General features: G+C 72.2%; 19 protein-coding genes. 6 read left to right on the top strand and 13 right to left on the bottom strand.

Going from position 1 to position 18,254, the window contains the following annotated elements:
* The first annotated feature begins 28 nt into the window (after positions 1 to 28).
* A complete protein-coding gene (locus AC2CHG_RS07855) occupies positions 29 to 790 on the top strand; it encodes an SDR family NAD(P)-dependent oxidoreductase (RefSeq protein ID WP_463840972.1) in 762 nt (253 codons plus the stop codon).
* Positions 791 to 908: 118 nt separating this feature from the next.
* On the opposite strand, the gene AC2CHG_RS07850 is transcribed toward AC2CHG_RS07855, so the two are convergent.
* The 3 genes from AC2CHG_RS07850 to hrcA all read right to left on the bottom strand — a co-directional run bounded on the left by AC2CHG_RS07850 (position 909) and on the right by hrcA (position 3,886).
* Positions 909 to 1,643, bottom strand: a complete 735-nt coding sequence (locus AC2CHG_RS07850) for a 16S rRNA (uracil(1498)-N(3))-methyltransferase (protein ID WP_194802352.1) — start codon at positions 1,641 to 1,643, stop codon at positions 909 to 911.
* A gap of 1 nt (position 1,644) precedes the next feature.
* Positions 1,645 to 2,790 carry a molecular chaperone DnaJ gene (dnaJ, locus tag AC2CHG_RS07845; RefSeq protein WP_175438744.1) on the bottom strand — a complete coding sequence of 382 codons (1,146 nt, stop codon included), beginning with the start codon at positions 2,788 to 2,790 and terminating at the stop codon, positions 1,645 to 1,647.
* Between the two features lie 73 nt (positions 2,791 to 2,863).
* A complete protein-coding gene (gene hrcA / locus AC2CHG_RS07840) occupies positions 2,864 to 3,886 on the bottom strand; it encodes a heat-inducible transcriptional repressor HrcA (RefSeq protein WP_262015148.1) in 1,023 nt (340 codons plus the stop codon).
* A 232-nt stretch (positions 3,887 to 4,118) separates the two neighbouring features.
* On the opposite strand from hrcA, the gene AC2CHG_RS07835 reads away from it, so the two are divergent.
* Positions 4,119 to 4,739 (top strand): DUF4870 domain-containing protein, encoded by a 621-nt coding sequence (locus AC2CHG_RS07835; RefSeq protein WP_355512825.1) that lies wholly within the window; start codon positions 4,119 to 4,121, stop codon positions 4,737 to 4,739.
* Positions 4,740 to 4,778: 39 nt separating this feature from the next.
* Here the strand turns inward: AC2CHG_RS07835 and hemW are convergent, their stop codons facing one another.
* Entirely contained in the window at positions 4,779 to 6,002 is a 1,224-nt protein-coding gene (hemW, locus tag AC2CHG_RS07830) for a radical SAM family heme chaperone HemW (RefSeq protein ID WP_262015146.1), read from the bottom strand.
* Positions 6,003 to 6,021: 19 nt separating this feature from the next.
* Between hemW and AC2CHG_RS07825 the strand changes: the two genes are divergently transcribed.
* Together AC2CHG_RS07825 and AC2CHG_RS07820 are read left to right on the top strand one after the other, a co-directional pair.
* Positions 6,022 to 6,807, top strand: a complete 786-nt coding sequence (locus tag AC2CHG_RS07825) for an enoyl-CoA hydratase-related protein (RefSeq protein WP_262015145.1) — start codon at positions 6,022 to 6,024, stop codon at positions 6,805 to 6,807.
* A gap of 111 nt (positions 6,808 to 6,918) precedes the next feature.
* Entirely contained in the window at positions 6,919 to 7,779 is an 861-nt protein-coding gene (locus AC2CHG_RS07820; RefSeq protein WP_262015144.1) for a hypothetical protein, read from the top strand.
* Between the two features lie 13 nt (positions 7,780 to 7,792).
* On the opposite strand, the gene AC2CHG_RS07815 is transcribed toward AC2CHG_RS07820, so the two are convergent.
* From AC2CHG_RS07815 to AC2CHG_RS07785, 7 genes are all read right to left on the bottom strand, one after another.
* Positions 7,793 to 8,626, bottom strand: coding sequence for a carbohydrate ABC transporter permease (locus AC2CHG_RS07815; protein WP_484524442.1), 834 nt, complete (start codon positions 8,624 to 8,626; stop codon positions 7,793 to 7,795).
* Complete coding sequence (locus tag AC2CHG_RS07810; protein WP_262015143.1) at positions 8,623 to 9,609, bottom strand: carbohydrate ABC transporter permease; 987 nt, start codon at positions 9,607 to 9,609, stop codon at positions 8,623 to 8,625. Before AC2CHG_RS07810 ends, AC2CHG_RS07815 begins: the two co-directional genes overlap by 4 nt.
* The gene (locus tag AC2CHG_RS07805; protein ID WP_355512832.1) at positions 9,606 to 10,898 is read right to left on the bottom strand and encodes a sugar ABC transporter substrate-binding protein; all 1,293 of its coding nucleotides are present in this window, start codon (positions 10,896 to 10,898) and stop codon (positions 9,606 to 9,608) included. The genes AC2CHG_RS07810 and AC2CHG_RS07805 overlap by 4 nt, the downstream gene beginning before the upstream one ends.
* A gap of 223 nt (positions 10,899 to 11,121) precedes the next feature.
* A complete protein-coding gene (locus AC2CHG_RS07800) occupies positions 11,122 to 11,406 on the bottom strand; it encodes a GlsB/YeaQ/YmgE family stress response membrane protein (RefSeq protein WP_030503112.1) in 285 nt (94 codons plus the stop codon).
* 252 nt (positions 11,407 to 11,658) lie between these two features.
* Positions 11,659 to 11,946 carry a GlsB/YeaQ/YmgE family stress response membrane protein gene (locus AC2CHG_RS07795; RefSeq protein ID WP_355511891.1) on the bottom strand — a complete coding sequence of 96 codons (288 nt, stop codon included), beginning with the start codon at positions 11,944 to 11,946 and terminating at the stop codon, positions 11,659 to 11,661.
* A 220-nt stretch (positions 11,947 to 12,166) separates the two neighbouring features.
* Positions 12,167 to 14,044, bottom strand: a complete 1,878-nt coding sequence (gene lepA, locus AC2CHG_RS07790; RefSeq protein WP_013287985.1) for a translation elongation factor 4 — start codon at positions 14,042 to 14,044, stop codon at positions 12,167 to 12,169.
* A gap of 126 nt (positions 14,045 to 14,170) precedes the next feature.
* Entirely contained in the window at positions 14,171 to 14,707 is a 537-nt protein-coding gene (locus AC2CHG_RS07785) for a DUF4240 domain-containing protein (protein ID WP_262015140.1), read from the bottom strand.
* Here AC2CHG_RS07785 and AC2CHG_RS07780 point away from each other — a divergent pair.
* The gene (locus tag AC2CHG_RS07780; RefSeq protein WP_484524441.1) at positions 14,706 to 15,758 is read left to right on the top strand and encodes a phosphotransferase family protein; all 1,053 of its coding nucleotides are present in this window, start codon (positions 14,706 to 14,708) and stop codon (positions 15,756 to 15,758) included. The genes AC2CHG_RS07785 and AC2CHG_RS07780 overlap by 2 nt on opposite strands.
* Positions 15,759 to 16,244: 486 nt before the next feature.
* Positions 16,245 to 16,511 (top strand): 30S ribosomal protein S20, encoded by a 267-nt coding sequence (gene rpsT / locus AC2CHG_RS07775; RefSeq protein WP_013287988.1) that lies wholly within the window; start codon positions 16,245 to 16,247, stop codon positions 16,509 to 16,511.
* A 280-nt stretch (positions 16,512 to 16,791) separates the two neighbouring features.
* Here rpsT and AC2CHG_RS07770 read toward each other — a convergent pair whose 3' ends face one another.
* Positions 16,792 to 17,223: a hypothetical protein gene (locus tag AC2CHG_RS07770; RefSeq protein ID WP_484524440.1), complete on the bottom strand. Its 432-nt coding sequence runs from the start codon at positions 17,221 to 17,223 to the stop codon at positions 16,792 to 16,794.
* Complete coding sequence (gene holA / locus AC2CHG_RS07765; RefSeq protein WP_262015137.1) at positions 17,220 to 18,200, bottom strand: DNA polymerase III subunit delta; 981 nt, start codon at positions 18,198 to 18,200, stop codon at positions 17,220 to 17,222. The genes AC2CHG_RS07770 and holA overlap by 4 nt, the downstream gene beginning before the upstream one ends.
* Positions 18,201 to 18,254 lie beyond the last annotated feature (54 nt).

Here is an 18,254-nt window from a genome sequence, read left to right as displayed (position 1 = left end):
ACCGGCAGGATGCGGCAGGATGGCCGCCATGTCGGGACGGGCGGTGCTGGTGACGGGGGCCTCGCGGGGCATCGGGCGGGCGGTGGCGCGGGCGTTCGCCGCCGGTGGAGACCGGGTGGCGATCCACCACCGGGACTCGGCCGAGCTGGCGGAGCGGCTGCGCGCCGAACTGCCCGGCGACGGGCACGTGGTGGTCCGCGCCGACCTGGCCGACCCCGACGCGGTACGCGCCATGGTGGACGAGGCGGCCCAGCGGCTCGGCGGCCTCGACGTACTCGTGAACAACGCCGGGGTGTTCGGGCCGGCCGATCCCCCGCACCCGGTCTTCGAGAGCAGCTACGAGCAGTGGCGGGCGCGGTGGCGGGAGGTGCTCGACACCAACCTGGTCGGCGCCGCGAACGCCGCCTGGTGCGCCGCGCAGCACATGCGTGAGCGCGGGGGCCGGATCGTCAACGTCTCGTCCCGGGGCGCGTTCCGGGGCGAGCCGGCCAACCCGGCGTACGGGGCCAGCAAGGCCGGGATGAACGCGATGGCCCAGTCGCTGGCGGTGGCCCTGGCGCCGTACGGCATCGCTGTGGCCTGCGTGGCACCCGGCTTCGTCGAGACCGACATGACGAACGAGCACCTGAAGAGCGAGCGGGGCGAGGCGGTACGCGCCCAGTCCCCGTTCCACCGGGTGGCCCGGCCGGAGGAGATCGCCGCGGCGGTGCACTGGCTGGCCAGCCCCGAGGCCGAGTGGGCGGCAGGCACCATCATCGACCTGAACGGCGCCTCCTACCTCCGCTCCTGACCCCCGCCCCTGACCCCGGCGATCTTGCACTCTCGGCCCGGGCAAAACGCCGCAAAAGGGGCGCCGCGCGGGCCGAAACTGCAAGATCAGCGCGCACCAAAGAGGGGGGCGCGCGGGTTTACCAGTGGGTCAGGCGGGTGGCCAGGACTGTCAGGGCTGCCACGCCTGCCGTCGAGGTGCGCAGGACTGACGGGCCCAGGCGGACCGTGCGGGCGCCCGCCTCGGCGAACGCGGCCAGCTCGTGGTCGGCGATGCCGCCCTCCGGGCCGACCACCAGCACGATCTCCCCGGCGGCCGGAAGGTCGACTGTGGTCAGCCGGTCCTGCGCGCCCTCGTGCAGCACGAACGCGCCGGCCGCACCGGCGATCCGGCGGGCCACCGAGGCGGTGGACTCGTCCGGCGCGCCGGCCACCACCGGCAACCACGGGCGGCGGGCCTGCTTGGCCGCCTCGCGGGCGGTCGCGACCCACTTCTGCCGGGCCCGTTCGCCCCGCTCGCCGCGCCACTGCGCCACCGAGCGGGACGCCGCCCAGGGCACGATCTCGTCCACCCCGACCTCGGTCATCGCCTGCACGGCGAGTTCGCCCCGGTCGCCCTTGGCGATGCCCTGCACCACGACGAGCCGGGGCACCGGCGCGTCCGCGTACCCCCGGCTCGTGACCCGCAGGTCGAGCGTGCCGCGGCCGACGGCGGTGACCACAGCGGCGGCGGTGCCGCCCCGGCCGTCGGCGAGCACCAGTTCCTCGCCGACGCGCAGCCGCTGCACGGTGGCCGCGTGGTGGCCCTCCGGGCCGTCCAGCGTCAGCGTGTCACCGGTGGGCAGCGCCTCGACCAGGAACAGCGGCGCGGACACCTCAGGCGTGCCCGTTGAAGGCGTCGCGCATCCGGGAGAAGAAGCCGCCCTGCTTGGTCAGCTCGGCGACCTCCTCGCCGCGGGTCTTGGCGAAGTCGCGCAGCATCCGCTCCTGGTCGGCGTCGAGCTTGGTCGGGGTACGCACGTCCAGGTGCACGTAGAGGTCACCCCGGCCGGTGCCGCGCAGGTGCGGTACGCCCCGGGCGCGCAGCCGCAGCGTGCTGCCGGGCTGGGTGCCGGGCTTGACGTCGACCGTCTCCTCGCTGTCCAGCGTCTTGATGGTCAGCCGGGTGCCGAGCGCGGCGGCGGTCATCGGCACCGTGACCCGGCAGTGCAGGTCGTCGCCCTTGCGGGAGTAGACGTCGTGCGGCCGCTCGTGGATCTCGACGTAGAGGTCACCGGCGGTGCCGCCACCCGGGCCGACCTCGCCCTGCTGGGCCAGGCGGATCCGCATGCCGTCCTCGACCCCGGCGGGGATCTTGACGGTCAGCGAGCGGCGGGTGCGTACCCGGCCGTCACCCGCGCAGGTGGGGCAGGGGTGCGGGATGGTGGTGCCGTAGCCCTGGCAGACGGTGCACGGCCGGGCGGAGACCACCTGACCGAGGAAGGTCCGCTGCACCGACTGCACCTCGCCCCGGCCGCCGCACGCCTCGCAGGTGGCCAGGTGGGTGCCGGCGGCGGTGCCGGCGCCGGAGCAGGTGGTGCAGAGCACCGCGGTGTCGACGGTGATCGGCGCCTCGACGCCGAACGCGGTCTCGTTGAGGTCCAGCTCCAGGCGCAGGATCGCGTCCGCGCCGGGGCGGGTACGCGGACGCGGCCCCCGGCTGCCGCCCGCGGCGCCGCCGAAGAACGCGTCCATGATGTCCTGGAAGCCGACGAACGGACCGGCGCCGCCGGGCCCGCCCGGGCCGCCCATGCCACCGCCGCCCGGGGCGAGCGGGTCGCCGCCCAGGTCGACGATCTGCCGCTTCCGGTCGTCCGAGAGGACCTCGTACGCGGCGTTGATGTCCTTGAACTTCTCCTGGGCCTCCGGGTCCGGATTGACGTCCGGGTGGAACTGCCGCGCCAGCTTGCGGTAGGCGCGCTTGATCTCGTCGTCGGAGGCGTCCCGGCTCACGCCGAGAATGCCGTAGTAGTCCCTGGCCACTGCGTTAGGTGTCCTCATGTTCGTCTCGCGTCGCTCCGGTCGTCGGCCGGAACCGGCCGTCGGCCCTGACTGGTCAGTTCTGGGCCAGCAGTTCGCCCACGTAGCGTGCCACGGCCCTCACCATGGCGATATTGCCGGGGTAGTCCATCCGGGTCGGCCCGAGCACGCCGAGCCCGCCGACGATCGTGCTGCCCGGTCCGTAGCCGGTGCTGACCACCGAGGCGGCCCGCAGGTTGTCGAATTCGTTCTCGTCGCCGATGAGCACCCGGGTGGTGCTCGGCTCGGTCTCGCCGATCAGCTTGAGCAGTACGACTTCTTCTTCGAGCGCCTCCAGGATGGGCCGCAGCGAACCCTGGAAGTCGAGCAGGCCACCCCGGGTGAGGTTGGCCTGCCCGGCCAGCGCGAGGCGCTCCTCGTGCCGTTCCACGAGGGTCTCCAGCAGCACTGTGGAGAGCGTCGTCATGGCCGGGCGCAGATGCGGCGCGGACTCCTCGACGAGCGCCTGCACCAGCGGCGGCGTCTCGGCGAGCTGGCAGCCGACGAGTTTCTCGTTCACCAGCCGGCGCAGGTCGGTCACGTCGTCGGCGGGCACCGGGGCGGGCAGTTCGACCAGCCGCTGCTCGACCCGGCCGGTGTCGGCGATCATGACGACCATCAGCCGGGTGGTGGAGATCGGCACCAGCTCCAGGTGACGCACCTTGGACCGGGCCAGGCTCGGGTACTGCACCACCGCCACCTGACGGGTGAGCTGGGCGAGCAGCCGGACCGTGCGGTGCACCACGTCGTCCAGGTCGACGGCGCCGACCAGGAAGCGCTCGATCGCCCGGCGCTCGGCCGGGCTGAGCGGCTTGACCCGGGACAGCCGGTCGACGAAGAGGCGGTAGCCGCGGTCGGTGGGCACCCGGCCGGCGCTGGTGTGCGGCTGCCGGATGTAGCCCTCCTCCTCCAGCACCGCCATGTCGTTGCGCACGGTGGCGGGCGAGACGCCGAGCTGGTGCCGCTCGACCAGGGCCTTGCTGCCGACCGGTTCCTGCGTGGCGACGTAGTCCTCGACGATCGCGCGCAGCACGGCGAGTTTGCGGTCGTCGAGACCCATTCCCCACCTCCTGACGCACCTCGGCCGGGCCGGCACGCGGCATCCGCCGGGCGGCTGGCACTCGACTGTAGCGAGTGCCAGTCTACGTCGGCACCCCCGCCGACGCGATGATCGCCTGACGGACCTGCGGTGCGGCCCACCACACAGCGCCGCCCACCAGGGCCGAACAGCCGGTCATCGTCGGTCTGTGTCGCTCTGGTGCGAGTTGACCGGTGCCCCTACCGTGGCGACCATGACAGAACCTCCTCGCCCTCCAGGGGCAGGGGACTCCGGCCCCCAGCCCGACCCGTCGGCGCCCTACGGCTCGTCGCCGGGCAGCGAACCGCCCACCGCTCCACTGTCCGGGGCGCCGGGCGCCGGCGGCTATCCCCCGCCCGGTGACTATCCGCCCCCGGGCGGCTACCCGCCCCCGGGCGGCGGCTACCCCCCGCCGGGTGGTTACCCCCCGCCGGGCGGCATGCCCGGCTACCCCGCCGGTGGCGGGTACGGCCCGGCCTCCTACGCCAACAACGACGAGAAGACGTGGGCCCTGGTGGCGCACTTCGGCGGCGCCGCCGGTGTCATCGTCGGTGGCGGTCTGCTCGGCTGGGTCGCCCCGCTCATCGCGATGATGACCCGCGGTCAGCAGTCCCCGACGGTCCGCGCCCACGCGGTCGCGGCGCTGAACTTCCAGATCACCTGGACCATCGCCAGCGTCCTCGCCTGGGTCGTCACGGTCATCACCTGCGGGATCCTGTTCTTCGTCCCGATGCTGGTCTGGCTGGTGCCGCTGATCTTCGGGATCATCGGCGGGATCAAGGCCAACGAGGGTGTGCTCTACCGCTACCCGATGACCTACAACTTCATCAAGTGACACCGCCGGCCGGCCGAGGGGGCGGCCGGCCGGTGCCGGTCACGGCAGCAGGTCGCGTACCACCGCGTCGGCCAGCAGCCGTCCGCGCAGCGTCAGCACCACAAGCCCTCGCGCGTACGCCCCGGCGTCGAGCAGCCCGGCGTCCCTGGCCCGCTCGGCGCCCGCCCGGCCGGGCTCGTCCAGCACGTCCAGCGGCAGACCGGAGGCGAGCCGCACCCGCAGCATCACGTCCTCCATGTGCTGCTCCTCGGGGCTGAGCCGCTCCCGGGCCAGCGCCGGCGAGGCACCCTCGGCCAGCCGCGCCGCGTACGCGCTGGGGTGCTTGACGTTCCACCACCGCACGCCGCCGACGTGGCTGTGCGCCCCCGGGCCCAGGCCCCACCAGTCGGCGCCGGTCCAGTAGAGCAGGTTGTGCCGGCACCGGGCCGCCGCCGAGCGGGCCCAGTTCGACACCTCGTACCAGGAGAACCCGGCCTCGCCGAGCGCGGCCTCCGCGGCCAGGTAGCGGTCCGCCGCCACGTCGTCGGAGGGGTACGGCAGCTCGCCACGCCGCATCCGCGCGGCCAGCCGGGTGCCGTCCTCCACGATCAGGGCGTACGCGCTGACGTGATCCACGCCCGTGTCGACCACCTGGGCCAGCGAGGCGGCGAAGTCGTCGGCCGTCTCGCCCGGGGTGCCGTAGATCAGGTCCAGGTTCACGTGCTCGAACCCGGCGTCGCGCGCCTCCAGCGCGGCGGCGGTGGCCCGGCCCGCGCTGTGCCGCCGGTCCAGCACCGCGAGCACGCCCGGCGCGGCGGACTGCATGCCGAGCGAGATCCGGGTGTAGCCGGCCGCCCGCAGCGTCTTGAGCGACTCCGGGCTCACCGACTCGGGGTTGGCCTCGGTGGTCACCTCGGCGTCGGCGGCCAGCCCCCAGACCCGGTCGATGCCGTCGAGGATCCGGGCCAGGTCGTCGGCGGGCAGCAGGGTGGGCGTGCCGCCGCCGACGAAGACGGTGTCGACCCGGGGCGGCGGCGAGTCGCCCAGCACCCGGGCGGCCAGCGCCAGTTCGGCAAGCACCGAGTCGGCGTACGTCTCCCGGCTCGCCCCGCCGCCCAACTCCGAGGCGGTGTACGTGTTGAAGTCGCAGTAACCGCACCGGCTGGCGCAGAACGGCACGTGGACGTACACGCCGAAGCCGCGGGCGCCGACGGCGCGACGGGCGGTGGCGGGCAGCGATCCGTCGCGCGGGACGGGTTCGCCTTCTGGAAGGACGCCGGGCATGGCCACTAGTGTGCCCGGCATGACCTCTCCGGACGCTCTCGTGCGAGTCGCCACGGCCCGTGGGGTGACCACCCTCACCCTGGACAGCCCGCACAACCGCAACGCGCTCTCCACGCCCCTGATGACCCAGCTGCTGGCCGGGCTGGCCGACGCGGTCGCCGACGACGCGGTACGCGCGATCGTGCTCGACCACACCGGCCCGGTCTTCTGCTCCGGCGCCGACCTGAAGGAGACCGCCGCCGCGTACGCCAGCGGCACGGTGCCCGCCGGGATGCTCGGCGACGTGCTGGTGGCGGTGCGGGAGTGCCCGAAGCCGGTGGTGGCGAAGGTCGCCGGGCCGGCCCGGGCCGGTGGGCTGGGCCTGATCGCCGCCGCCGACCTGGCGGTCTGCGCGCAGGAGGCGACGTTCGCGTTCACCGAGGTGCGGATCGGCGTGATCCCGGCGGTGATCTCGGCGACCGTGCTGCCGCGCCTGGGCCAGCGGGCCGCCGCCGAGCTGTACCTGACCGGCGACACGTTCGACGGCCGCCGCGCCGCCGAGATCGGCCTGGTCACCGCCGCGGTGCCGGCCGACGAGCTGGACGCCGCCGTCGGGCGCTACTGCGAGTCGCTGGTGAAGGGCGCGCCGGGGGCGCTGGCCGGGGCGAAGGAGCTGCTGCGCCGGCCCGCCGGGACCGACCTGCGGGCCGAGATCGCCGAGTTGGCCGCGCTGTCGACCGGGTACTTCCTCTCCGACGAGGGACGCGAGGGCGTCATGGCGTTCCGGGAGAAGCGTCCCGCCGCCTGGGTGCCCGCCGGAGACTGAGGTGCGCGGCGGGCCCCGCTGGAGCCATTGCGGCCGAGGTGGGGCCCGCCGGTCGGCCGAGACGCGCCGGTGCGGGTGGGACGTACGCTTGTCGGACTGTCGGGACAGGGGGTGCGGGTGCGGACGCGAGCGGCGATCGTGGCATCTGGGGTGGCGGTGTGCGTGCTGGCACTGCTCGCGGTCTATGTCGTGACCAAACAGTTCGGCGAGCACCTGCGGCTCCCCCTGTCCAGCCGGACCTGCACCGTGAAGGCGGACGGCGAGGTGGTGCTCGGCGCCGACCAGATGGCGAACGCGGCCACCATCGCGGCCATCGGGATGCAGCGCCGGATGCCCGAGCGGGCGGTGGTGGTGGCGCTGGCGACCGCGTACCAGGAGTCGCACCTGCGCAACATCGCCCACGGCGACCGCGACTCGCTCGGCCTGTTCCAGCAGCGCCCGAGCCAGGGCTGGGGCACCCCGGAGCAGGTCCAGGACCCGCGGTACGCGGCGAACAAGTTCTACGCCGCGCTGAAGAAGGTCAAGGGCTGGGAGCGGATGCGGGTCACCGACGCCGCCCAGCGGGTGCAGCGGTCGGCGTTCCCCGAGGCGTACGAGAAGTGGGCCGACGAGTCGGAGGTCCTCACCCGGGCGCTGCTCGGCCACGCGACCGGCGCGGTGGCCTGCACCGTCTCCTCGCCGCCGACGATGCGCGGCCCGGCCGCCGCCAGCGCCGTGCTGGAGAGCCTGTCGCTGGACTGGGGTCTGCCCCGGCTGCCCACGGCGACCGACCTGACCGCGCTCACCGTGCCGGCCGGCGACGACCGCAACGGCTGGCGGTACGCGCACTGGCTGGTCTCGCACGCCGACGACCACGGCGTGAAGAAGGTCCGTTTCGGCAACCTGGAGTGGACCGCCGAGCAGGGCTCCTGGGCCCGGGTGAAGGGCGACCCGGCCACCGAGGTGCGGGCCGAGGTGTTCGCCGCGGCCTGACGGCCGCCCGCCCTCAGCCCTTCACCGCTCCGGCGACCAGTCCGGAGACCATCCGGCGCTGCACCAGCAGGAAGAAGACGATCACCGGCAGGGTGAACAGCGTGGACGCGGCCATCACCGAGCCCCAGGCGGTGTCGTCCCGGCCGAAGAAGAACGTCATCGCCACCGGCAGCGTGTACTTCTGCTGGTCGTTGATGAAGGTCAACGCGAAGATCAGCTCGTTCCACGCGGTGATGAACGAGAAGATGCTGGTGGCGACCAGGCCGGGCGCGACGAGCGGGAACAGCACCTTGCGGAACGTCTGGGCCCGGCTGGCGCCGTCGATGGCGGCGGCCTCCTCCAGTTCCTTGGGCACCGCGGCGACGAAGCCGCGCAGCATCCAGACCGCGAACGGCAGCGAGAAGCCGAGGTACGTGAGGATCAGGCTGGGCAGCGTGTTGTAGAGGCCGAGCCGCTGGATCATCAGGAACAGCGGGATGACCAGCGCCTCCAGCGGGATCATCTGCACCACCAGCAGCATGATCAGGAACGTGGTGCGCAGCTTGAACCGGAACCGGGCCACGGCCGTCGCGGCGAGCAGCGCGACCAGCCCGCTCAGCAGCACCGTCGCCAGCGCCACGAGCGCGCTGTTGAGGAAGAAGTCGGCGAACGTGACGCCCGGGATCAGGTTGCCGGTGAGGATCTCCCGGTAGTGCTCCAGCGTCGGCTCCGCCGGCACCGGCCGGGGCGTGGACGAGAAGATCTCCCGGTCGGGCTTCAGCGAGGTCGCCACCATCCAGTAGACCGGGAACGCGGCGAAGAGAGCGACCAGCAGGCCCGCGCCGTTGAGGGCGATCTTCTTCATCATTCGTCCTCCTGCCGCAGCACCATGCGGACGTACAGGGCGGTCACCACGAGCAGGATCACGGTGAGGATGACCGCGATTGCGGAGCCGAGGCCGTACTTGGGCGGCGGCGAGAACGCCTCCGCGTACGAGTAGATCGACAGCATGAACGTGGACCGGTCCTGGGTGCCGCCGGCCAGCACGAACTGCTGGGTGAAGACCTTGAAGTCCCAGATCGTGGAGAGCACCACGAGGATGCCGAAGACCGGCCGCAGGACCGGGAACGTCACCGACCAGAAGACCTTCCACGGCCCGGCGCCGTCGACCCGGGCCGCCTCCTGCAACTCCGTCGGCACGCTCTTGAGCCCGGCCAGGACGCTCACCGCGATGAACGGGAACGAGTGCCAGACCACCACGAGCGTCAGGATGGCGAAGAACAGCAGCGGGTCGTTGAACCAGCCGTACCCGGTCCAGTCGCTGCGCCCGAACAGGGCGGTGGACAGCCCGTCCGGCAGCTTGTTGAACAGCCACGTGACCAGGCCGCTCGTATCGTCGAAGATCCACTTCCAGACGATCGTGCCGGTCAGCGCCGGGGTGGCCCAGGCGAGCATCACGCAGCTCGCCACGAACGTGGCCATCTTCTTGCCCAGGCGGTTGAGCAGCAGCCCGACCAGGGTGCCGAGGATCATCGTGAGCGCCACGTTGGCGAGCGCGAACAGCACCGTGTTGCGCAGCACCGTACGGAAGAACGGGTCGCCGAGGATCTGCGCGTAGTTGGCCAGGCCGACCCACGGCCACTCGCGGTCGCCGCGCAGCTGCCGGACGCTGTCCAGCTTGTGGAAGGACATCCACACGACCTGGCCGAGCGGCCAGAGCAGCAGCACGGCGATGATCGCCAGGCAGGGCAGGAGGAGCAGGTACGGAAGGTGGTCCACCCGGCGACGGCGCCGCCGCGCGGGGGTCTCCCGCGCGGCGGCCTCGCCGGGGCTCTTTGTCAGTAGGCTCACTTGCTGTTCAAAATGCCTTCCATCTCGGTGGCCGCGTCGGCGGTGGCCTTCTCGACCGTCTTCTGGCCCTTGATGACCGAGCTGTTCATCGCCTGGGTCACCGTCTTGGTCCGGCTGACCTCGACCCACTTCGGGGTGAGCGGGGTCAGCTTGGTGTTCTGGATGGCGGTGGCGAACGCGGCCATCACCTTGTCGTTGGCGTAGTCGCCGCTGCTGACCAGGTCCTGGTAGACCGGGAAGAAGCCGAGGCTGCTGGCGAACTCCTTGTCCTTCTGCTTGCTCAGCAGCACGGTCATGTAGTCCCAGGCCAGCGCCTGCCGCTCGCTGTCCTTCCAGATGGCGATGTCGGAGCCGCCGGCGAACGCCGGGGCGGGCTTGCCGTCCGGGCCGGGGATCGGGAACGTGCCCCACACCTTCTCGATGTCGGGGTTGTCCTTCTTCATCGCGCCGCCCTGCCAGCTACCGGCGAACGCCATGGCGGCCTTGCCGGTGGCGAACTGGGTACGGGCGTCGACCTCGTTCCACCCGGCGGCGGCCGGCGGGGCGACCTTGTGCACGGTGACCAGGTCGGTCCAGAACTTGACCGCCTTCTGCGCCTCGGGGGTGTTGTAGCCGGACTTCCAGCTGTCGCCCTCCTTGGTCGCGATCTCCCCGCCGGCACCCCAGAGGAAGGAGTAGAACGGCAGCTCGGAGTTGCCGGGCAGGGCGATGCCGTAGGTGCCCGGCTTCTTGGCCTGCACGGCCTTCGCGGCGGCGACCATCTCGTCCCAGTTCGTCGGCGTCTTCACGCCCGCCTCGGCGAACCAGTCGGTGCGGTAGTAGACGGCGCGCACGCCGGCGTACCACGGCACGCCGTACTGCTTGCCGTCGAGCTGGGCGTTGCGGACCAGGTCGGGCAGGATGTCCTTGCCCTCGGACCAGCCGTTGAACTTGTCCGAGACGTCGGCCAGGGCCTCCTGCGCGGCCCAGCCCTGGGTCTCGGTGTTGCCCAGCTCCGTGACGTCCGGGCCCTCCCCACCGGCGAGCGCGGCCTGGAACTTCTTCGGCGCCTCGAGCCAGGGGATGTACTGCACCACGACGTCGGTCTCGGGGTGCTTCTTCTTGAACTCCGCCTCGACGCTGTCGAGGAACTTGGTCTGGGCGTCGCCGCCCTCACCCATCATCCACACAGTGAGCTTGCTGTTGTCGGCGGCCTTGTCGTCGTCGCCGGAGCCACCGCACGCGGTCAGCACCAACGCGGCCGACGCCACGATGGCGGTGACCGGAGCCAGCCGCTTCCACCTGTTCACGCCATATCTCCCTCAGGGCCGTTTGGCACTAACCTTCTCCGCCGCACCTTAGTAGGAAAATTTCCTTTACAACAGGGGGTGTTCGTGACGGAGGGCACAGGCGACCGTATCGCAGCCGGAGGCCCGGCCGACATCGATGCCGTCCGGGCAGTTCAGGACCCGCATACGCCGACGGGCGCCCGGCCGGTGAGGCCGGGCGCCCGTCGAGGCGCGTGGTGCGGGGTCAGTAGCGCGAGACGCCGCGGCGACGGCCGACACCGGCCACCAGGGCCACGCCGATCGCGGCGAAGAGCACCTGCAGCATCAGCTCGCGCCAGTCGATACCGGCGGTCTCGGCGAAGCCGGAGGCCCGGGCCACGATCGTGCCCAGAAGCGCGGCGCCGACGCCGATCAGCATGTGCAGCCACATCGGCATGTTCTGCCGGCCCGGCACGACCAGCCGGCCCAGCGCGCCGACGATCAGACCAACGACCAGCGCCGTGATGATGCCCCAAACGGTGAGCTCCATGGTCGCCCTCCTCCTTAAGATCCGGTCACACGTTTTTGTGTGGTTACTGTCGTGATCGCTAAGTTCCCGACCGCCCGGAAATCCAAACCGACTCCGATGACGAATTGTTCAGACGTACCCTGACCTGCTGCTTCTCCCCGAAACCCGGCGCGGCGGGCGGACCCGGCGCACCGACAGGGTTCAATGCGCCGAATACGCCGACGGGCGCCCGGCCGTGAGGCCGGGCGCCCGTCGAGGCGCGTGATGCGTCGATCAGTAACGCGAGACGCTGCGGCGGCGGCCGACGCCGGCCACCAGGGCCACGGCGATGGCGGCGAGCACGACCTGCACGGCCAGCTCGGCCCAGTCGATGCCGGCGGTCTGCGTGGCGATGCCGAGCGCGCGGGCCAGGACGGTGCCCAGCAGCGCGGCGCCGACACCGATCACCATGTGCAGCCACATCGGCATGTTCTGCCGGCCCGGCACGACCAGCCGGCCCAGCGCGCCGACGATCAGACCCACGACGAGCGCGGTGACGATGCCCCAGACGGTGAACTCCACGGTCGGTCCTCCTAAAGCGATTTCGCACGTTCTGTGCGGTTACTGTCGTGACCGCTAAGTGCCCGACGCATCGAAAACCGAAACCGGCGGCATCGACCGCCGCTCCCCGGCCGGGACGAACCCGCAGGTGGGAGCGCTGCCAGCAGCTGAAAATTTCCTGGGTACGCGAACGGCCGGCGCCCCTGCGAGGGGACGCCGGCCGGTTCGTGGCTCCGGCGGCTTACTTCTTGCCGGCGGGCTTGCCGTCGCCGGAGTCGGACGAGAGCGCCGCGATGAACGCCTCCTGGGGGACCTCCACCCGGCCCACCATCTTCATCCGCTTCTTGCCCTCCTTCTGCTTCTCCAGCAGCTTGCGCTTCCGGCTGATGTCACCGCCGTAGCACTTGGCGAGCACGTCCTTGCGGATCGCGCGGATGGTCTCCCGGGCGATCACCCGGCTGCCGATGGCCGCCTGGATCGGCACCTCGAACTGCTGGCGCGGGATCAGCGTGCGCAGCTTCGCCGCGATCGTCGTGCCGTACGTGTACGCCTTGTCCTTGTGCACGATCGCGCTGAACGCGTCGACCGGCTCACCGTGCAGCAGGATGTCGACCTTCACCAGGTCGGACGCCTGCTCGCCGGAGGGCTCGTAGTCCAGCGAGGCGTAACCCTTGGTGCGGCTCTTGAGCTGGTCGAAGAAGTCGAAGATGATCTCGGCCAGCGGCAGCGTGTAGCGCAGCTCCACCCGGTCGGCGGAGAGGTAGTCCATGCCGAGCAGGCTGCCCCGGCGACCCTGGCACAGCTCCATCACCGCGCCGACGTAGTCGTTCGGGGTCAGCACCGTGGCCCGCACCGTCGGCTCGTACACCTCGGCGATCTTGCCGGTCGGGTACTCGCTCGGGTTGGTGACCACGATCTCCTCGCCGTCCTCCTGGATGGCCCGGTAGACCACGTTCGGGGCGGTGGAGATCAGGTCGAGGTTGAACTCCCGCTCCAGCCGCTCCCGGATGATCTCCAGGTGCAGCAGGCCGAGGAAGCCGCAGCGGAAACCGAAGCCCAGCGCGCCGGAGGTCTCCGGCTCGTAGACCAGCGCGGCGTCGTTGAGCTTGAGCTTGTCCAGCGCCTCGCGCAGGTTCGGGTAGTCCGAGCCGTCGATCGGATAGAGACCCGAGTAGACCATCGGCTTCGGGTCCTTGTAGCCGCCGAGCGCCTCCTTGGCCGGGTTGTTGTTGATGGTGACGGTGTCACCGACCCGGGACTGGCGCACGTCCTTCACGCCGGTGATGAGGTAACCCACCTCGCCGACGCCGAGCGCGTCGGCCTTCACCATCTCCGGCGAGATGACGCCGATCTCCAGCAACTCGTGGACCGCGCCGGTGGACATCATCTTGATCCGGTCCCGGGCCGAGATCCGGCCGTCGATCACCCGGACGTACGTGACCACGCCCCGGTAGACGTCGTACACCGAGTCGAAGATCATCGCGCGGGCCGGCGACTCGGCCTCGCCCACCGGCGGCACGAACTGCCGGACGATCTCGTCCAGCAGGTAGGGCACGCCCTCGCCGGTCTTACCGGAGACCCTGATGCAGTCCGCCGGGTCGCCGCCGATCAGGTGCGCCAGCTCCTCGGCGTACTTCTCCGGCTGCGCGGCCGGGAGGTCGATCTTGTTGAGCACCGGGATGATGTGCAGGTCGTTCTCGAGCGCCAGGTAGAGGTTGGCGAGGGTCTGCGCCTCGATGCCCTGCGCGGCGTCGACGAGCAGGATCGCGCCCTCGCAGGCGGCGAGCGAACGGGACACCTCGTAGGTGAAGTCCACGTGACCCGGGGTGTCGATCATGTTGAGCACGGCGGTCTCGCCGGCCCGGTCGCCCTCGCGGATCGTCCACGGCATCCGCACGGCCTGGCTCTTGATGGTGATGCCGCGCTCGCGCTCGATGTCCATCCGGTCCAGATACTGCGCGCGCATCTGCCGCGGGTCGACCACACCGGTGAGCTGCAACATCCGGTCGGCCAGGGTCGACTTCCCATGGTCGATGTGGGCGATGATGCAGAAGTTCCGGATGCGCGCCGGGTCGGTGGCACCAGGAGCGTTCGCGCCGGGATCGAGCGTCGGTGGCACAGCGGTCCGTTCTGGTCGGCTGACGTGAGCGGGCCGGCGCGCCGCCGGCCCCCTCCATGGTCCCACGTCGCCCGGCGCGCGCCCGGGCTCCCCCTTCACTCCACCGCTATTCCACAGGTGGCTCGGCTATTCCACGGGTGGCTCGACGAAGAGGGCGGCCAGCCTCGGCAGGCGGCGGCGGGCCTCCTCCTCGTCGTCGAAGTCCCAGAAGTCGTTCAGGTCGGGCACCGGAACCGGGTCACGCTCGGCCGGCAGGTCGGACGCGGTGGCCTTCCGGTACGCGTCCCACGGCACCGCCAGCATCTCCTCGCACTCGAACTCCTCGCCGCTGAGCGCCGCGGCCCGCACCTGCGGCAGCTCGGCCAGCGCGTCCGGATCGCCGACCGCCCGCGCGAACACCGCCCGCCCCTGCGTCATCAGCCAGCCCCGGAAGTACTCGAAGCCGTCGTCCGAGGCGCCGCCGTTGATCAGGTACGCCGCGCCCCAGAGGTCGACCTTGTAGGAGGCGGCGAGCACCCGCCGCTGGTGGTGGGCGTAGCCGACGATCTCCTCCGGGTCGCGCTCGGCCAGCAGCGCGACCGCCCGGGCGGCCACTGCGTCGGGCTCTCCCCCGGCACCGGCGCGGGCGTCGTCGATCAGCTGCCAGAACTCGTCGGTCCTCATGGCAGGCAGTCTGGCAGAGCCCACCGACGCGCCGGTTCGCCGCGCGCCGCCGGTGCGGCAGCATGGTGCGGTGCGCCCGATCTCCCTACCGCCCGTCCCGTACGGGTCGACAGCCGTCCGGCCCGGCTGGGCCGACCTGCCGGCCGGGCTGCGCGACGCGCTGGCCGCCCGGATCGGCGGCCCACCCGCGGCGGTACGGGTGACGGGCGGCGGATTCACCAGCGGCTTCGCCGCCGTGCTGACCGGCCCCGCCGGGGAGCGCGTGTTCGTCAAGGCGGCGGCACTGCACGGGCAACGGCACCTGGTCGACTGGTACGCCCACGAGGCGGCGATCCTGGCCCGGCTCCCGGCCGGGCTGCCGGTGCCCCGGCCGCGCTGGGCGCTCACCGAGTCCGGCTGGTACGCGCTCGCGCTCGACGCGATCGACGGGCACACCCCCGCGCTGCCCTGGGCGCCGGCCGAGCTGGACGCCGCACTCGCCACGTACGCCGAGGTGGCCGCCGCGCTCGCCGGCCCGCCCGCAGAGCTGGCCGCGCTCCGGCTCCCCCGCCTCGCGGACCTGGCCCGCGACGACATCCTCTGGTGGGGCGAGGTGGCCGCCGGCCGCGAGCCGCTGCCCGAGCAGGCGGCCGGCGCCCCGCTGGCCGAGCTGGTCGCGCTGGAGTCGCGCCTGCCCGGGTACGCCGACGCGGCCCCCGGAATGGCCCACGGAGACCTGCGGGTGGACAACCTCCTGATCGACCCCGACGGCCGGGCCTGGCTGTGCGACTGGCCCTGGCTCTGCCACGGGCCGGCCTGGTTCGACCTGGCCGGGCTGCTGCTCACCGCGTACGCCAGCGGCCTGGACGCGGACGCCGCGTTCGCCGGTCACCCGGCGACGGCGGGAGCGCCCGCCGACGCGCTGGACGTGACGCTCGCCGCACTGGCCGGGTACTTCCTGACCGGTGCCGCCGCCGGACCGTCGAACGTCTCCCCGCACCTGCGCGCCCACCAGCGGTGGAGCGGGGAGCAGGCGCTCGCCTGGCTGGCCGAGCGGCAGGGCTGGTCCTGACTGACGAGGGACAGCCATGGCAACAAGCAACCTGGTCCGCGAGCCGGCCCCACCCCGCCGGTTCCCCGTGATCCACCCCGGTTCGGCAAGGCGGCCGCATCCCATCGCCTCCTTGATCCACACCAGCACGGGGAAGTGGCCACATCACACTGCCCCCGACCCCGCCACTTCCCCGACCTGGCGAACCAGTCCACCGACCCTCACCCTTGATCCACACCAGCACGGGGAAAAGGCGGCATCACACGGGCTCTGACCCCGCAACCTCCCCGAACTGGCGCGCCGCCCGACCAGCCTGGGAACGCCGGTCGGCCTGGCGGCGTCCATGGGTGCGGCGGCATGCTGGTGACGAGGGTCGGGTGGGCCCCGGCCGGAGGCGTTTTGGCTCGTCCGGGGCCGACCTGGTAGCCTGGCTTTTCGCGCGGCGATGACGCATGCTCGTCGTGCGCGAAAGCAGACCAACCCGAGCTATCAAGACGAGGCTGTCGCGTGGCGAACATCAAGTCCCAGATCAAGCGCAACCGGCAGAACGAGAAGCGCCGGCTGCGTAACAAGTCGGTCAAGTCGTCGCTGAAGACCGCCATCCGGAAGTTCCACGAGGCTGCGGAGGCGGGCGACACCGAGAAGGCCACCGTGCTCATGCGTGAGGCCACCCGCAAGCTGGACAAGGCTGCCAGCAAGGGTGTCATCCACTCGAACCAGGCGGCCAACCGGAAGTCGGCGATCGCCAAGCGCGTCGCCTCGTTCTCTGCCTGACCAGCGCTACAGATTCCACCGGAAGCCCCGGGGCCACGAGCCACGGGGCTTCCGCCTGTCCGCACTCCCCCGCAGTGCCCGCTACGCGCCGCGCGCGTGTCGTGGTGCGTGGCGCGCGTGCGCCGCACGGGGATCTTGGACGATTTCGGCCCCTATGGGGGCCATTTCGTACCAAGATCTGCGGGGTGATCGCGCCGCGGTCGGGCGCAGCGCGAGGCGGCGGAGGGCGGGCGGCGGAGGCCCAGCGCAGGGGCGGGAGAGCGCAGCCCGGTGGCTGCGGCTATCGCTCGTTCGGGCGGTCGAACGTCGCGCGTTGCGGATGGTGGTAGCGGACGCCCCGGGAATCCGCGGTCACGCCGCCGGGCAGCACACGGGCACTCGTGGGCACCCGGGCCCGGCCGACCACCGGCTCCATCTGGCGGCGGAAGCGGTCCCGCTCCTGCTCGGGCACCTGCGCCGCAGTGCGGACGACCATCTCGGCCACCACGTCGTTGAGCTTGACCATCGCGGCCACCGCGATCGGCAGCACCAGCACCGCCCACCAGCTCACCAGTTCGGCGAGCGCGAGCAGGACAGCCAGCGCCACCGCGCCCTCGAAGAAGAGGAAGCAGAGCACCCCACCCGGGTTGACGAAGCGCAGTCCCAGCACCCGGGCGTAGAGCGGGCGGTACCGCTCCTCGTCCGTGGCCACCGTCGACCACGCTCGGGTCACCGGGCGCCGCCCTGCCGGGCCGCGGCCACCGAGAACACGGCCCGCTCCAGCGCGTACGCCCGGTCGTCGGCGCCGCCCTTGACCGCCGCATTGCACTCGGCCGCCACCCGCATCGCCTCGACCAGGCCCTCCGGCGTCCAGCCCCGGGCGCGTACCTGGGCCTTCTCGATCTTCCAGGCCGGCATGCCGAGCGTCTTCGCCAGCTGGAAGGCGCTGCCCCGGCCTGCGGCGGCGACCCGGGCGACGGTCCGTACGCCGTCGGCCAGCGCGTCGGCGATCGGCACCGGGTCGACGCCGACGTGCAGCGCCCACCGCAGCGCCTCCAGCGCGCCTGGTACGTCACCGACCATCGTCGCGTCGGCGACGGTGAAGCCGGTGACCTCGGCCCGCCCCCGGTAGTAGCGGGCGACGGTGTCCGCGCCGATCCGGCCGTCGGTGTCGGCGACCAGCTGCGAGCAGGCGGCGGCCAGCTCACGCATGTCGTTCCCGACGGCGGCGACCAGCGCGTCGGCCGCGTCGGGCGTGCACTTGCCGCCGATGCGGCGGATCTCGTCCCGCACGAAGGCGGCCCGCTCCCGGTCGCCCTTCAGCTTCACCGCCGGCACCACTGTGGCGCCCGCAGCCCGCAGACCGTCGGCAAACGCCTTGCCCTTGGCCCCGCCCAGGTGCAGCACCACGAGCTGCACCTCCGGGTCGGGGTTCTTCGCGTACGCGAGCAGCGCTGTCGACAGGTCCTTGCGGGCGTCCTGCCCGGAGCGCAGCACGAGCACCCGGCGACCGCCGAACAGCGACGGGCTGAGCATCTCGGCGATCTCACCGACGGTGAGCGTGCCGGCCTGGTACTCCCGTACGTCGACGTCGGGGTCGACCTCGCGGGCCCGGGCGACGGCTTCGGTGACCGCTCGCGTGGCGAGCAGCTCCTCGTCGCCGAGGACGAGCACAATAGGAGGCAGGTCGGCGGGGGTCACGTCGCCCATACTCGCACGCCCTCCGACCCGGCCGGGCCTGCTCATCGGGGACTGTGACGGCGC

The organism is Micromonospora sp. ATLC20, assembly GCF_057196585.1.
The sequence above is the reverse complement of the archived record's forward strand: the minus strand, read 5'-3'. Positions and strand labels throughout refer to the sequence as shown.